The organism is Amycolatopsis sp. PSD-21 (assembly GCF_055561455.1).
Map to the genome: position 1 here is coordinate 8,628,582 of NZ_CM145712.1, position 15,033 is coordinate 8,643,614.

Genomic DNA, 15,033 nt, shown 5'->3' on the forward strand with positions numbered 1-15,033 from the left:
TTTCGGCGGCAACCGGGCAAGAGGGATCGACAAATCCGGATAAACCTTGCTCCGGCTTGTACCCCGCACCGCTGACGACGCGGACTCGTGCCGCGAATGGCCCGGAGGGGAACCACTTCGGTGCCCCTCCGGGCCATTCGCGCAAACCGAGCCGAGAAGGCCTCAGAGCATGAATTGCTTGACCGGAACTCCCATGTGCTCGTACTCGTTTTCCGGGATCGCCGAGGGGTTGTTGATCGCCGGGAAGACGTACTTGCCGAACATCTCGATGCTGCGCATGTTCGCGGCGTGGCCGTAGTTGTCGATCTTGAGAATGACCTCGTCGATACCCAGTTCCCGGTACCTCTTGATCTTTTCGATGACCTCGTCAGGCGTGCCGACCAAGATCGTCGGGCTCGACTCGATAAGGTAATCGATGTCGTCCTTGTGGGGAAGGAGGTCAAGCATCTTCATGGCATAGCTGTAGGAACTGCCACCCGCGGCGGCCTCGCCCTTCGCGACCGCGGTGTAGAGCTCGGCCACGTGCACGAACAGGCCCTGAATCGTGCTGCGAGCCTCCTCGATGGCCTTCTCACGCGTCTCGGCCACGTGTGCGGGGAACGTGAGGAAGGCGCGAGCCGGGTTCGGCTTCCACAAGCCACCAATGGGCTTCGCCTCCTTGAAGCCTTCCTTGTGCGCCTCGACGCACTTCTCCAGATACTCCCAGCCGAACCACGTCTCCAGCGTCATGGTCCCGATGCCCAGGGTGCCGGCGAGGTGGTGTGACTCGAAGCTCGTCGCCGCGACGTACACCGGCGGGGGTTCGATCGAGTACGGCCGAGGCGAGATGTAGCACTCGTCGATGTCGTAGAACTTGCCCTTGTACTTGAAGGGCACCTGCTGCATAGCCATCATCGACGCTTCCAGCGTCTCCAGCCATTCATCCCGGGTCGTCGTCGGGTCGACCCCGAAGGCGTTGAGATACGCGACGTTGTTCGAGCGGGCGGTGCCCACCTCCAGCCGGCCGTTGGTGAGGATATCCAAAGTGGCCAGCCGCTCCGCGATGCGGATCGGGTGGTTGAATTTCAGCATAACGACGGACATCGGGCGGATCTTCATCCGCGACGTCAGCGCGGCAACCGCGCCGTAGAGGGTTTCCGGAGCGGAGACCGTGTACGCGGTCGGCACCATGTGCTGTTCCGACGTTCCCCAGAAGTCGAAGCCCATTTCCTCCGCGAACAGGGCCTCTTTGATGATTTCGTGGTACCTTACGTGGTGCGTGGTGCCCTTCGCGACTTCGGCCTCTGTGATTAGCCCGAACTTCATACCTAAACCTTTCGCATGGAACCTGCGCCTGGAAATACAGGAAAATAGGGCAGCATTCACCGCCCGCAACGAGTAACGACTTTCACCGCGAGCGGATAACCCGAGCGAAATAGATGTGAAGATGCATCGCTGCCCAGAACAAGGGTCGCGATGAGCTCCCTAGAACAGGTGCGTCAGATCGACGTGGCGAGATTCGTGCAGGCTTACAAGCCTCCAGACGCCGTCACGCTTGCGTGCACCGAGCGTCGCACGCAGGACGCCCACCAACGGCTCCTTCGCGCCGACGAGTTCGATATGTGTCGCCAGCTTGAGGTAGACCGTCGCCGCGTCGTCGTCGACAGCGACCTTCTCGTCGAGCACCCGCCACTCCGGAATGGACGACACGATACCCGGGATATTGTCCCAGTAGGCGTCGATTTCGCCCCAAGTGTACATCGGCGACTCGGTTTCCTCGGATTGATAGATCAAGCCTTGGAACTCCTGGTCGAACAGCTTTTTCATACCAGACACGTCGAGCGACTGGAACGCGGTGCACCAGCTCTTGTATAGCTCGACCACCTCTTTTTGATCGTTCGCCGACATTCGTTCTCTCCTTCCCGGTTACCCGCAATTCACCATCCGCCAAAAAGGTTAAGACGTACGTCACGTCGGCGCATAGGTGCGCATGCATCAAATTTTCCGGCCCAGGCGAGCTCGACGTTGTGCACTTGCACACAGTTGAGCGAAGCGGCCCTGATGTGATGGGCTCGCACCGTGACATCGAGGTGGCAACAGCTGATCGCGCAGGTACGCTCGAACCTTCCGCTGCTCGTGGATGACTTCATGGACCGAGTGATGGCGCTGGAGGCCTATCGCGATGGGAGCGTCTCGCTGACAGACGTCCGTGCCGACGCCACCGAAGCGTTCAGCTACTTGTTGGGCCAGCTGGCGGATCCGGCCGACCGGATGTGCGGGGCGGACGCGATCCGGGCGGGCAGGCGGCTCGGACAGGGCAGGGCGCGCGTCGGCGTTCCTCTCAGCGATCTGTTGACCGCGGTGAGGCTCGACTTCCACGTGCTGTGGGCGAGCATCCGGCGCCACGCGGAAGCCGCTGACCTAGCCTTGCTCATCGATGGCGTCGAGACGATCTGGGGGGTAGTCGAGGGCTATTCCTCTGACGTCCAAATCGGCTACCTCGAAGAGCTGTCGAGGATGACCGACAAACGCCTCAGCGATCGATCTCGCTTGCTGACAGCGGTGATCGAGCGGGGCGAACGGTCCACCAAGGTGATCCAGGAGCTCGGCGAGGCACTCGAGGTTCCGATCGACGGGCAGTTCGTGGCGGTCGCGACCGAAATCGCACGCGACCACGAGCTCCGCCAGGTCGCCACTCAGCTGGTCGCGTCCGGTAACAAGGCGTGCATCTACGTCGGCGAACAGCACAGCCTGCTGGTCACGGATTGGCGAAGCGAAGACACGGACCCGTTGCGGAAGCTCCTCAAGCACACCTCTGCCGCCATCGGGCCGGTGGTCGGCGGGCTGGCCGAACTCGCGCGCACTTGCAAACTCGCCGTCGAGCTGTACGAGTGCAGCCGCTCCACTGTTCGTTCCTGGCCAGTGGAACTCAAGGACGTCTGGATACCGTTCCTGTCGACCCGGCTTGTGGAAGCCGCCCCGGAGTTCGCCCAGAGCGTCACAGCGGGCATCCGCGGACTCCCGGAGAAAGAGCTGAAGGTCCTGCTGCAGGTGGCTGTGGAGTACGCATCTTCCGGCTCGATGTCAGAGGTCGCCACACGGCTGTACTGCCATCGCAACACCATCCTCAACCGCTTGCGGCGCATCCGAACGCTCACGGGCCTCGATCTCACCGTCCCCACCCGCTCGGTACTCTTCCTGATAGCTGTTCACGACCTCCTGGACTGACGCGCCCGGATGTCAGAGCTGCCCGGCATTCGCGGAAAGTTCCCCCGAGGACGCGACGCGGTTCGTGGCCGACGTCGGCCACCCAGCCGTCTCACCGGTCGCCGGGTCCGAGCGCGCCGGAGTGTCCATTTGCCCAACTGATGTCCTTCATGACGACGCCGAGTACCCGCGTGTTCGTCCATCCTCCTTTGAAGGCGCTTTCACACTCCCGAGCCTGGCGAACCAGGCAGCGGCCGCGCGCAGGGGCGCGGCGACCGGCACGATGTCCGGATACCAGGCCTTCTCCCACTCCAGGGAGATCCAGCCGGACCAGTCCCGCAGCAGCTCGGCACATTCGCCGAGCGGGACGGCGCCCTCCCCCGGCGAGACGGGCGTTGTGTCCTCGACCGAAACAGCGTCCTTGACCTGGAAATAACCGAGGTATTCGCCGAGCACGGCCCGGGTCTCGGTGGGGGCTTCGCCGGAGCGCCACGGGTGCAGCGCGTCCCAGAGCACCGCGACGCGGGCGGGGTCACCGAACGGTTCGACGAGGCTCATCGCGCACCCGCCGGTCGGATGGGAGTCGTGGGTCTCGACGAGCAAGCGGACTCCGGCGGCTTCGAGGTCGTCGAGCACGGCGGCGATCCGGTCGTGGGCCTGGCCGTCACCGCCAGGGAAAACGCGGATCGAAGGCGCGTCAAGCCAGTGAGCCAGATCGATCAGAGCCCTGAGTTCGGCGATCACCGGCTCGTCCGGACCGGGCGAACAGACCTTCGCATAGCCGGCGAGGCAGGACACTTCCAGTCCAGCGTCTCGGATCCGCGTCAGTACCCCCGCGGCTTTCCGCTCCGGAAGGCCTAAGTGGACGTCCTCGCCGGCATAGGCGCGGAGTTCCAGGCCGTGACAGCCGTGAGCCGCGGCCACGTCGGCGGCAGTGGCCACGGAGACACCGGGCGTGCCCAGCGTGCTCATGGCGAATCGTCGGTGCACTTTGTCTCCTCTGACCGGTCGCGTCCATCCTGAAAGCGCTTTCTCAGTATGTCAAGCGAGAGAGCCGAAGGAGGCTTTCCCACCAGTCGATGCGGCAACAGGAGCTCTCGCCGCATCGACTGGTGGGCAAAGTCCGCTTCAGCTCACGCTGTCACGTGCCGTCGATCAGCCGGATGGCCAGGTCCGGGCTGAACTGCCCGGCGGGCACCGACGGCGCGATCCCGCAGGTGCCGTCCGAGACTCCCGGAGTCTTGACCCACAGCAGCAGCTCCGCTCCACCGCCGCCGACCTGCGCGGGAACACCCAGTTTCCGGCCCGGCGGGTTGCACCACTGCCCATTGTGGCCGTTGGCGTTGCGGCTGGTGTCGATCACGAACTTCGCCGCGTAGCCCAAGGATGAGTTCACCGAGTTGGCGTAGGACGCCGACTGCGCGGTCGTGTAGTAGTTCGAAACGTTGACCGAGAAGCCGCGGACGTTGCGTACGCCCGCCGAGTTCAGCCTGCTCGCCATGGTGCCCGCCGCGACCCAGCCGGCGTTGCCGCCGTCGAGGTAAGCGTAGGTGTTGGGCGCCTTCTGCTGGAGCATCTGCGTGGCATAGGTCAGCATGCCGAGCCGGTCCTGGATCGCCGCGTCGGTCATGCAACTGAAGTCTCCGAGCGCGTCCGGCTCGATGATCACGACCGCGGGTTTGGTCCCGATCCCGGCCGCGAACCCCGAGATCCACGTCCGGTAGGCGCTCACACTGCCCGCACCACCGCCGGAATGCCCGCCGCAGGCGTCGCGGCCGGGCAGGTTGTAGGCCACCAGGACGGGTAGCCTGTCCTGCCCGTCGGCCGCACCGGTGTAGTTCGCGACGGTACTCCCGATGTTCGCGTCATTGCCGAACCACCGGGCTATCGGCCGCGCGCCGATCGCCGACTGGATCCGCGCGGCCCGCGGATCCCCGGCGTTGCTCCTGGCCCAGGTCGCGGGCAGGGAGTTCGTGTTGACGTAGAAACCGCTGGTCAGATCGATCGGACTGGCGGCGCTCGCGGGCGTCGCCGTTCCTGCGAGGAGTGACACGAGCACCGCCGTGAGGCGGACGGTCCACTTCATTGTGGACCTCCTTTCCGGTGGGGGGAGGAGGACTCAGCGGGAGTCGGCGAACGCCGCCACCCACGCCAAAGACGAGTTCCAGTTGATCGCCACTTCGTTGGTGGAATACGAACCGATCGCGTCGATGTAGCACTTCGCCGGCGCACAGCCGGGCAGGTTCTGCTTGGCGACCGGGTCGGCCAGCGCGGAATGCGGGCCGCCCGCGATGGACCCGGCGGGCGGGTTCGGCAGTCTCGGATCGAGTTCGTTCGCGAAGATCCGGTGATGCTGGTTGTGACTGGCTCGTTCGCCGTAGCCGGTGACGAACGACTGGTTGAGCCCGTTGCGGCCGAGCAGATAGTCCATCGACGCCCACACGGCGTCGCGGTATTCCTTGCGGTGGCTGAGGTCGTATGCCGTGGCCAGGATCATCGCGTTGTTCGTCGTAGCACTGTTCGACCCCCAGACGTATACGCCGTCCGATGGCAGGTACGGGTTCGGGTACCCCTGGGAGGAGATGTTCCGGACGTAACCGTCGGCGACCCGCAGGACGCGCTCGCGGGCCGCTACGACCCGGCTGAGGGGGAAGCGGAACGGCAGCCGCACAATGGTGAGGTCGGCCAGTCCCCCGGTGTCGCGCCAGGAGAAACCGGCGGCCGTCAGCTTGGTGGTGACCCGGTCCAGGTAGGCGCGCTTGCCGGTGGTCGCGTACAACTCAGCCGAGGCCCAGGAGAACTCGTCGGAGACTTCGTTATCGTCATAAGGGCCGCCGCCGACGCTGTCCGTCCTCGGAGCGTAGCGCTCGGGGTTCGCCAGCGCCGCCGTCCACGCGCTTTCGGCCGCCGCAAGGCACCGCTGTGAGAACGCCCGGTCCAAGACCGCCCAGATCCGGGCACACTGCGCCCCCGCCGCGGCCAGGTTCAACGTGGCAGCCGTCGACGGCGCGTGCAGGTAACGCGGCTGCGGATCCTTGTCCGGCCTGGTCGGCAGCGGTGTCCAGGCGAGGTCGTGGATCTTGTGGTGCGCCATGCCCGCCAGCGGCTTACCCGGCGGCACCTGCATCTTCAGCAGGAACTCGATCTCCCAGCGGGCCTCGTCGAGGACGTCGGGGACGCGGTTGCCCTGCTCGGGGATCGGCAACAGCCCGTCGCGCAGACCTTCGAAGTCCCCTGTGAACAGAGAGCGTTCGTAGAGGTCCATCAGCTGCCAAGCGGCGAGCGCGCCGTTGACCACGTACTTGCCCTGGTCACCCGCGTCGTACCAGCCGCCGCGCACGTCGAGTGAGTAGTCGCAGGTCCCGGGCAGGCAAGGGACCTCGACGTCACCCTTGTTGGGCGCGACACCGACATGTCCGGCCGGGCGCGCGTAGGCCTCCCCGACGTACTTCGCCTCGATCGGGGTGCCGCTGCGGTGATGGTAGAAGTAGGTGAGCGCGTCGCGGCGCAGCGAGCCGTACGGATTCTTGAGGATGTCGAACGGCAGGCTGACCGCGTCACCGACTGCCAGCGTGTACCCCGTACCCAGCTTGCGCACCGACGAGAAATCGGCGATGTGCACATGGTCGCCCGACATCGCGTCGCCGCCGCGCACCTGGGTACGGCCGCCGGCGACCGTCCTGCCCGCGCCATCGCGCAGCAACCACCGCACCGGCCCCGTCGAGGAGTCCACAATGGATGCCTGTTTGGGGCCGGACGACGCGTAGCCCCACTGGTTGACCCGGACCGGCGAGCCGAAGTCACGACCGCCGCCCGGCGCGATCGCGCCGCCGGCCAGGGAGACGTCGTCCAGGCACAGCGTGTACGGCTGAGTCGCGCCACCCATTTGGAGCGATACCTGCCCGTGCAGGGTGGCCGCGGTGGACGTGCCGGTGAACTCGAAGGCCTTGGGTGTGGTGGTGAGCGCCGCCGCCCGGTTGAACATCGTGACGCTGGGCGCGACGGCCGTGCCCAAAGCCGCCCGAACGGTGACATCCCTGGTCGCGGACGCGGTGAACCGCAAGGTGTACGTCTGCCCGGCCTCCAGTGGTATGTCGTTCTGCCCGATCATCGATTCCCACGGGTTCACCGTCCCGGCCGGGATGTCGGCGCATAGCCGTCCGGCGTCCACTCGGGACGGTGTGGTGCCACTGCTCCACCAAGGGGCCTTGACCGTGTCGAAGGTGCCGTTGAGCACCCGTTCATAGGACTGCTGAGCGTGTGCGCCGGTGGCCGTTCCGGCCAGGAGCACGAAGGGAAGGCAGGCTGCGGACAGCCTGAGTCTGACGGACATACCGGGCCCTTTCGAGGTCGAAGGGTCACCAGCCGACCGCGGCGTCAATGCGGAATGGTCACCCGCCCTCCCCTGATGTGTCAACGGTCACGTCGAGACAGGATGCCGGGAATTTTGCCTCTTCACAGAACGATGACCTGCGGGTTACAGTCCTGTAAGCGCTTCCAGATTCCACCAGTAAAATCCTCTTCCAACCGGCACGGGTCGCGGCGTCAGCGCAGGTGAACGGTGATCAAAGGGTCTCGATTCGACTGTTATCGCTTCCGAATCAACCCACTTCTTGGAGGTTCGACATGACTATCCGCCCGAAGAGAGCCCTGCTCGTGGCCGCGCTCGGCATCGTCTTGGTGGCGACCGGTGCCTGCGGCCGCGGGGAGGACGGCGGCGCCGGTTCGGGGAATACCACCTTGATCGTCAAGACGTTCGGCCAGTTCGGCTACGACGCGCTCTACAAGGAGTACGAGAAGGCGCATCCGGGCATCACGATCAAGGAAGAGAACGTCGGCAAGCTGGGCGACTACACGCCCAAGCTGCAGCAGTGGATGGCGGCGGGCTCCGGCGCGGGCGACGTCGTCGCGCTGGAAGAGGGCATCATCAGCCAATATCTGGCGAAACCCGACCAGTTCGTGAATCTGCTCGACCATGGCGCGGCGTCGCTGAAGCCGAACTACCTGGAATGGAAGTGGAAGCAGGCCGCGTCCGCCGACGAGAGCAAGCTGATCGGCCTCGGCACGGACATCGGCGCGCAGGGCATGTGCTACCGCACCGACCTGTTCGCCAAGGCCGGGCTGCCGACCGATCGCGCACAGGTCGCCGAACTGTGGCCCACCTGGGACGCCTACCTCGAAACCGGCAAGAAATTCATCGGCGCCGGCACCGGCGCGGCCTTCTACGACTCCTCCGGAGGCGTGTACCAGAACATCCTGATGCAACAGGGTGATCACACTTACTACGACCGCGAGAACAAGCTCGTGATCGACAGCAACACCGCCGTGCGGACGGCATGGGACAAGACCATCGCGATGATCCAGGCCGGGCTGCCCGCCGGGATCGACCAGTACAGCCCCCCGTGGAACGCCGGTTTCAAGAACGGCACGTTCGCCACGATCCCGTGTCCGTCGTGGATGCTCGCCACCATCGAGAAGCAGGCGGGCCCGGACAACAAGGGCAAGTGGGACGTCGCCAAGATCCCCGGCAACGGCGCTGTGCGCGGCGGCTCCTTCCTGGCCGTTCCCTCGCAGAGTAAGCAGCAGGCCGCGGCCGTCGAACTGGTGAAATTCCTGACCAGTGCCCAAGGCCAGGTCGGTTCGTTCAAGGCGAAGAACAACTTCCCGTCCTCACCGGAGGCGATCGACGACAAGACCGTGCAGGACTTCACGAACCCGTACTTCAACAACGCGCCCGTCGGCAAGATCTTCGGCGAGAGCGCCAAGGCGATCAAACCGGTCTACCTCGGCCCGGCCAACGTCGCGATCAACGACCGCGTGACGAACGCGCTCGCCGCCGTCGAACAGAGGAAGCTTTCGGCGGACGAAGCCTGGGCCAAGGCCGTCGAAGACGCCAAGCGTTTGGTGAAGTGACGCCACCATGCTGAAAACCCAGCGGGCACGACCCGTCGAGAGCGCGGGTTTCCTGTCCCGAGTGGACATCAAAGGCTCGCCCTATCTGTTCATCGCGCCGTTCTTCGTGATCTTCGCGATCTTCGGCCTGTTCCCGCTGCTGTACACCGCCTGGGTCTCGCTGCGTGACTGGGATGCCAGCGGCGACAACGGTTTCATCGGTCTGGGCAACTACGCGGATCTGTTCGGCGACCCCGATTTCTGGAACGCGGTGGCGAACACCGTCGGCATGCTCGTCATGTCGGCGGTACCGCAGCTGCTGCTTTCTCTGGGGCTGGCCAGCCTGCTCAACCAGAAACTGCGCGGGCTGCTGGCGTTGCGGATGGGCGTGCTGCTGCCGATCGTCACCTCGGTGGCGGCGGTCGGCATCGTGTTCAGCCAGATCTTCGACCGCGACGCCGGCATGGTGAACGGCCTGCTCGGCCTGATCGGTGTGGACGCGATCGACTGGCGCGCCGACAAGTGGTCGTCGTGGATCGCCATCTCCACGATGGTGAACTGGCGGTGGATCGGCTACAACTCGCTGATCTACCTCGCCGCGATGCAGTCGATCCCGAAAGAACTGTACGAGGCGGCGACAGTGGACGGCGCGTCCAAGTTCCGCCAGTTCCGGAGCATCACGGTGCCGATGATCCGGCCCGCGATCGTGTTCACCGTGATCGTCTCGACGATCGCCGGGATGCAGTTGTTCACCGAGCCGCTCATCTTCGGCCAGGGCACGTTCGCCATCTCCGGCGGCAGTCTGCGGCAGTTCCAGACGGTGTCGATGTACATGTTCGAGAAGGCGTTCCGCGATTTCGACTACGGCTACGGCTCCGCGGTCGCGTGGATGATCTTCCTGCTGATCACGCTGCTGGCACTGATCAACTTCCTCGTCACGAGAAGGGCGAAGTAGCCCGTGCGCAAGACCTCTCCGCTCGTCTACGTCACACTCATCGTGGGCATCGTGCTTTCGGCGTTCCCGCTGTACTGGCTGTTCGTGGTGGCGACCCGGTCCAACGACGTCGTCGGGGACTGGCCGCCGCCCCTGCTGCCGGGCCCGAACCTCGGCGCGAACGTCTCCCGGCTGTTCGCGGCCGAGGAAGCCAACTTCCTGCTCGGCATGCTCAACTCGGCGATCGCGTCGGTGGCGGTCACCGTCTCCGTGGTGTTCTTCAGCTCGCTGGCGGGGTTCGCCTTCGCCAAGCTGAAGTTCCGCGGACGCAACGGCTTGCTGCTGGTCATCCTCGCGACGATGATGATCCCGGTGCAGATGGGCATCATCCCGCTGTACATGATCATGGTAGAACTCGGCTGGCAGAACCGGCTCGAAGCGGTGATCGTGCCGTTCCTGGTCTCGGCGTTCGGCGTGTTCCTGATGCGGCAGTACGCCGAACGCGCGGTACCGGACGAGCTGATCGAGGCCGCCCGGATCGACGGCTGCTCGACATTCCGGATCTACCTCACCGTGGTCCTGCCCGCGCTGCGCCCTGGCATCGGGGTGCTCGGGCTGACCACGTTCATGCACACCTGGAACGAGTTCCTCTGGCCGCTGGCCGTGCTGGAGGCGGACAACCCGACCGTGCAGTTCTCCCTCAGCCAGCTTTCCACCAGTTACTACACCGACTACACGCTGATGTTCGCCGGCGCGCTGATCGCCACGGTTCCGCTATTCCTGGTGTTCCTCGCGTTCGGCAAGCAGATCATCGGCGGCATCATGGAAGGAGCTGTCAAAGCGTGACGACGTTCGATCCCGGTTTTCTGTGGGGAGCCGCGACCGCGAGCTATCAGATCGAGGGCGCGGCCACCGAGGACGGACGTGGCCCGTCCATCTGGGACACCTTCGCGGCCACTCCCGGCAAGGTGGACAATGGCGACACCGGCGCCGTAGCGGCCGACCACTACCACCGCTACCGAGAGGACGTCGCGCTGATAAAGGGGCTCGGTCTCGGCGCGTACCGGTTCTCCCTCGCGTGGCCGCGGATCCAGCCGTCCGGTTCGGGCCCGGTGAACCAGCGCGGCCTCGACTTCTACCGTCGCCTGATCGACGAACTGCTCGAACACGGCATCCAGCCGTGGCCGACGTTGTACCACTGGGATCTGCCGCAGCCGCTCGAAGACGCCGGCGGCTGGCCGTCCCGGGACACCGCGCGCCGATTCGCGGACTACGCGGCGACGGTGTACGAGGCGCTGTCCGACCGCGTCGCCGACTGGACGACGCTGAACGAACCGTGGTGTTCGGCGTTCCTCGGCTACGCGACGGGTCGCCACGCTCCCGGGCGGCAGGAGCCCGCCGCCGCGATCCGCGCCGCGCACCATCTGCTGCTCGGTCACGGCCTCGCGACCCAGGCGATGCCGAACGCCCGGATCGGCATCACGCTCAACCTGACCGAGGTCACCCCGGCCAGCGGGAAGGCGCCGGACCTCGACGCCGCCAGGCGGATCGACGGGATGCAGAACCGGATCTTCCTGGACCCGTTGCTGCGAGGCGAGTACCCCGAGGACGTCCTGGCCGACCTCGCCGGGATCACCTCGTTCGACCATGTCCTGCCCGGCGATCTCAAGACCATCGCCGCGCCGCTGGACTTCCTCGGCATCAACTACTACGCGCCCATGCTCGTCGAGGCCGGGAGGGTGCCGACGCCCTCGGCCTACGTCGGCTCGGATCGCGTCGCCCAGGTCGACGGCGGCCGCCCGCGCACCGGGATCGGCTGGGAGATCGACGAGCGCGGGCTGCTAGGCCTGCTCGTGCGGCTCAAGGACGAATATCCGGCCGTACGGTTGTACATCACCGAGAACGGGGCGGCCTACGACGACGAGATCCACGACTCGGCACGGATCGACTATCTGAAGCGGCATCTGGAGGCGTGTGCGGAGGCGATCGGCCTCGGAGTACCGCTGAAGGGGTATTTCCTGTGGTCGCTGCTGGACAATTTCGAGTGGTCGTTCGGGTACGCGCAGCGGTTCGGGATCATCCATGTCGACTACGCCACGCAGGAGCGCACGCTCAAGGACAGTGCCCGCTGGTACGCCGAAGTCGTGGCCAGGGGCAGACTGTGACCATGAACGAGCGGCCACCCACCCTCGACGCCGTCGCCCAGCGCGCGGGCGTGTCCACGGGAACGGTGTCCCGGGTGATCAACAACGCGCAGCACGTCAGCAAGAAGGCCAGGCTGGCGGTGGAACGGGCGATCGAGGAACTCGGTTACGTACCCAACACCGCCGCCCGGTCGCTGGCGACATCGCGGCGCGGAGCGGTCGTGCTGGCCATCTCGAGCGACGATCCGGCACTGTTCGCGAACTTGTTCTTCGCCGAAGTGATCACCGGGGTCAACGCGGTCATCGAAGAGACCGACCTGCAGCTGATGCTGATCCTCGCCGCGTCCGAACGCGGCCGGTCACGGCTCACCCGGATCCTGCAGTCACGAGGTGCGGACGGTGTCATGCTGCTGGCGCTGCGGCAGAACGACCCGCTGTCGAAGGTAGCCGAGGAGGGCGGCGTCCCGGTGGTCCACGGTGGCCGTTCGCTGGACCGGACACCGCAGTGGTACGTCGACGCCGACAACCGGGGCGGCGCGCACCAAGCCGCGGAATACCTGATCTCACTGGGGAAACAGCGCATCGCGACGATCACCGGCTCGCTCGACATGCACGTGGGTGTCAACCGGTACCTCGGTTTCCGCGAAGCACTGGCGCTCGCGGGGCTGAGCGATCACCGGGTCGCCCACGGCGACTTCGGGGAAGCGAGCGGGATCGAGGCGATGGGCCGGCTGCTCGACGAGCATCCGGACCTCGACGCGGTGTTCGTCGCGTCCGACGCGATGGCCGCCGGTGCGCTGCGCGTGCTCCGGGAACGCGGCCTCGCGGTACCGGGAGACGTCGCCATCGTGGGATTCAACGACATCGTGACCGCCCAGCACACCGTGCCCGCGCTGACCACGATCCGCCAGCCCATCGAGGCACTGGGCCGGGAGATGACGCGGATGCTGATCCGGCTCATCAACGGCGAGCAACCGACACCGCTCCTGCTGCCCACCACCCTCGTCGTCCGCGAATCCGCCTGATCCCCACTCCGTGGTCATGCGTGGCTCACGCTGAGCGGACCGAAGGAGATCCGAGTGACCGGCCCGTCCGCCCAGTGGACGACGAGCGCGTACGGGCCGGCGGTGACTTCGTCGACGGCGTCGTCGAGCGGCCCGGCGGAGAGTGTCGCGAGGGCGGCGTAGATCCCGGTGCCTTCCGCTTTCGCTGCGAGCCGGGGAACGACCGCCCACCGGGTGAACGCGGTGCCCTGGGGCGCGCGGAGTTCGTCCTGCCCGGTCCAGCCGAGCAGGGGCCGCAACATCGACTCCCCCGGATCGGTGGCCCAGCCGGTGAGTTCGACCCGGGCGCCGGGCGGCGCGCCGAGCACGCGGTGCACCCGCAGTTCGTACCGGCCCCGCGCGACCGTCACGCTCTCGACCCGCAGGCCCGGCACCATCGGCGGCCCGGCCGCGAATACCGGGTTGTGCCAGGACGCTGCCCAACCCCAGCCATCCCCGCTCCCCGCCCCCAGTGGGTGGATACGGCGTCGCACGCTCCGGGCACCGTCGACCACGACGGCGAAGTGGTTGTCCCGGACGTTGCCCGGCGCCGTCGGCCCGGTCCGGGTCGAGTAGGCGTGTCGGGCGTACAGCGGGTCCTCGCCCTCGACCGCGTCGGCCTCGTGGGGGCGGGCATGGTCGCTGCCGTGGTTGTGCAAGCGGACGACGCCGTCGGCGCCCGTCGTCTGCACGAGCAATCCGGCGGACGGGACGGCCAGTACCGTGTCCGGTCCTTCGCTCGGCGCCGTTCCCTCGACGTCGGTCCACAAAGGATCGTCCGGCGGTACGAGCAGGCAGACGAACGCCTTCGAGGCCCAATACGGTGAACCCGGTCCCGAGTAATACTGCAGCGACGCGTCATGCGGTCCGTGCCAGCCGAGGCTCAGCAACCCGTCCTCGTCCACCGAACCGCGGTCGAGGAAGTACCGCAGGGTCCCGCTCATCAAACGGCGGGAGACGCCGGGGGCGAGCGGAGTGTTCCCGGTGAGCGCCCCGAGACCGATCGACGACGCGGCGGCGAACCGGTAGGTCAGCGACCGTCCGAAGTACACAGGCGCGCCATCGCCGCCGAAGAGCAGCCCGAAGCTTTTCAGGTGCTCGCGCAGCCTTTCCCCGTGGACCGGCGTCTCCCCCGCGAGATACCCGTCGAGCACCGGATACAGGTGCAGTGCCCAGCCGTTGTACTGGTCGAACGCGCGGCCGTCGCCGTCGGCGTACCAGCCGTCGCCGCGGTACCAGGTCTCCAGCAGGTCCAGCGCCCGCTCCCGGGCACGCGTGGTTTCCGTGTCTCCACGGCCGGTCGCCTCCAGGAAACCCGCCACGGTGTACGGGAAGAGGTACCAGTTGTTGGGCGCTGGGACATGCCGCAACGCGCCCCGCAGCCAGTGCTCCACCCTGTCCTGAGTGGACGAATCGAGCCGATCCCACAGCCATTCCCTGGTCAAACGCAGGCTCAACGCCACGGACGCGGACTCGACCATCGGCTGCCCCTGTACGTCGTGGTCCAGGATGAGCGGCCACGATTCGGCGTCGTCACGGCCGGGATTCCTGGTGCCCGCGGTGATCCCCTCGGCATAGCGGTCGAGCCACCCGTGCGGATCGTCGCCCTTGGCACCGGTCACCCGGAACGCGGCGGCGAGGAACGTGCGGGCGTAGCCCTCCAGCCCGTCGGAGCGGACGCCGCTGGCCGACGGCCTGCCCGGCAGGTCGAGGAAAGCGCCGCCCGGACTCGCCCAACGCCATGCGGCGCCGAGCAGTCCGTCGGCGGCCGCCTCCCAGTGCCACCGGGTGTACCCCGTGTGCGGGCTCAGTTCCCTGTCTTCGGCCGGCATCT

Annotated in this window: 12 protein-coding genes; 6 read left to right on the forward strand and 6 right to left on the reverse strand. The window is 66.4% G+C overall.

Annotated features, from left to right (window positions below; translation table 11 throughout):
- Positions 1-162 precede the first annotated feature (162 nt).
- Together ACZ1DY_RS40570 and ACZ1DY_RS40575 are read right to left on the reverse strand one after the other, a co-directional pair.
- On the reverse strand, positions 163-1,305 hold the full coding sequence (locus tag ACZ1DY_RS40570) for an LLM class flavin-dependent oxidoreductase (protein ID WP_364148177.1): 1,143 nt from the start codon (positions 1,303-1,305) through the stop codon (positions 163-165).
- A gap of 159 nt (positions 1,306-1,464) precedes the next feature.
- On the reverse strand, positions 1,465-1,887 hold the full coding sequence (locus ACZ1DY_RS40575) for a nuclear transport factor 2 family protein (protein WP_465482828.1): 423 nt from the start codon (positions 1,885-1,887) through the stop codon (positions 1,465-1,467).
- Between the two features lie 228 nt (positions 1,888-2,115).
- On the opposite strand from ACZ1DY_RS40575, the gene ACZ1DY_RS40580 reads away from it, so the two are divergent.
- Positions 2,116-3,207, forward strand: a complete 1,092-nt coding sequence (locus ACZ1DY_RS40580; protein ID WP_465485778.1) for a PucR family transcriptional regulator — start codon at positions 2,116-2,118, stop codon at positions 3,205-3,207.
- 147 nt (positions 3,208-3,354) lie between these two features.
- Here the strand turns inward: ACZ1DY_RS40580 and ACZ1DY_RS40585 are convergent, their stop codons facing one another.
- The 3 genes from ACZ1DY_RS40585 to ACZ1DY_RS40595 form a co-directional block, all read right to left on the reverse strand.
- A complete protein-coding gene (locus ACZ1DY_RS40585) occupies positions 3,355-4,176 on the reverse strand; it encodes a sugar phosphate isomerase/epimerase family protein (protein WP_465482829.1) in 822 nt (273 codons plus the stop codon).
- A gap of 151 nt (positions 4,177-4,327) precedes the next feature.
- Positions 4,328-5,272 carry a glycoside hydrolase family 6 protein gene (locus tag ACZ1DY_RS40590; protein WP_465482830.1) on the reverse strand — a complete coding sequence of 315 codons (945 nt, stop codon included), beginning with the start codon at positions 5,270-5,272 and terminating at the stop codon, positions 4,328-4,330.
- 33 nt (positions 5,273-5,305) lie between these two features.
- A complete protein-coding gene (locus tag ACZ1DY_RS40595; protein WP_465482831.1) occupies positions 5,306-7,519 on the reverse strand; it encodes a glycoside hydrolase family 9 protein in 2,214 nt (737 codons plus the stop codon).
- A gap of 293 nt (positions 7,520-7,812) precedes the next feature.
- Here ACZ1DY_RS40595 and ACZ1DY_RS40600 point away from each other — a divergent pair, with 293 nt between their 5' ends.
- Genes ACZ1DY_RS40600 through ACZ1DY_RS40620 form a run of 5 tightly spaced genes read left to right on the forward strand, consistent with a single transcriptional unit; the run spans position 7,813 to position 13,181 of the window.
- On the forward strand, positions 7,813-9,099 hold the full coding sequence (locus tag ACZ1DY_RS40600) for an ABC transporter substrate-binding protein (RefSeq protein WP_465482832.1): 1,287 nt from the start codon (positions 7,813-7,815) through the stop codon (positions 9,097-9,099).
- Between the two features lie 7 nt (positions 9,100-9,106).
- Positions 9,107-10,033 carry a carbohydrate ABC transporter permease gene (locus ACZ1DY_RS40605; protein ID WP_465482833.1) on the forward strand — a complete coding sequence of 309 codons (927 nt, stop codon included), beginning with the start codon at positions 9,107-9,109 and terminating at the stop codon, positions 10,031-10,033.
- 3 nt (positions 10,034-10,036) lie between these two features.
- A complete protein-coding gene (locus tag ACZ1DY_RS40610) occupies positions 10,037-10,858 on the forward strand; it encodes a carbohydrate ABC transporter permease (protein WP_465482834.1) in 822 nt (273 codons plus the stop codon).
- Positions 10,855-12,177, forward strand: coding sequence for a GH1 family beta-glucosidase (locus ACZ1DY_RS40615; RefSeq protein ID WP_465482835.1), 1,323 nt, complete (start codon positions 10,855-10,857; stop codon positions 12,175-12,177). Before ACZ1DY_RS40610 ends, ACZ1DY_RS40615 begins: the two co-directional genes overlap by 4 nt.
- Before the next feature lie 2 nt (positions 12,178-12,179).
- Positions 12,180-13,181, forward strand: a complete 1,002-nt coding sequence (locus ACZ1DY_RS40620) for a LacI family DNA-binding transcriptional regulator (RefSeq protein ID WP_465482836.1) — start codon at positions 12,180-12,182, stop codon at positions 13,179-13,181.
- A gap of 14 nt (positions 13,182-13,195) precedes the next feature.
- On the opposite strand, the gene ACZ1DY_RS40625 is transcribed toward ACZ1DY_RS40620, so the two are convergent.
- Positions 13,196-15,031 carry a DUF2264 domain-containing protein gene (locus ACZ1DY_RS40625; protein ID WP_465485779.1) on the reverse strand — a complete coding sequence of 612 codons (1,836 nt, stop codon included), beginning with the start codon at positions 15,029-15,031 and terminating at the stop codon, positions 13,196-13,198.
- Positions 15,032-15,033: the final 2 nt, after the last annotated feature.

Excerpts from the sequence above, each read along its gene's own strand:
- ACZ1DY_RS40605 (WP_465482833.1), top strand. The coding sequence starts at position 9,107 with ATGCTGAAAACCCAGCGGGCACGACCCGTCGAGAGCGCGGGTTTCCTG.
- ACZ1DY_RS40620 (WP_465482836.1), top strand. The coding sequence starts at position 12,180 with ATGAACGAGCGGCCACCCACCCTCGACGCCGTCGCCCAGCGCGCGGGC.
- ACZ1DY_RS40600 (WP_465482832.1), top strand. The coding sequence starts at position 7,813 with ATGACTATCCGCCCGAAGAGAGCCCTGCTCGTGGCCGCGCTCGGCATC.
- ACZ1DY_RS40575 (WP_465482828.1), bottom strand. The coding sequence starts at position 1,887 with ATGTCGGCGAACGATCAAAAAGAGGTGGTCGAGCTATACAAGAGCTGG.
- ACZ1DY_RS40570 (WP_364148177.1), bottom strand. The coding sequence starts at position 1,305 with ATGAAGTTCGGGCTAATCACAGAGGCCGAAGTCGCGAAGGGCACCACG.
- ACZ1DY_RS40595 (WP_465482831.1), bottom strand. The coding sequence starts at position 7,519 with ATGTCCGTCAGACTCAGGCTGTCCGCAGCCTGCCTTCCCTTCGTGCTC.
- ACZ1DY_RS40625 (WP_465485779.1), bottom strand. The coding sequence starts at position 15,031 with ATGCCGGCCGAAGACAGGGAACTGAGCCCGCACACGGGGTACACCCGG.
- ACZ1DY_RS40590 (WP_465482830.1), bottom strand. The coding sequence starts at position 5,272 with ATGAAGTGGACCGTCCGCCTCACGGCGGTGCTCGTGTCACTCCTCGCA.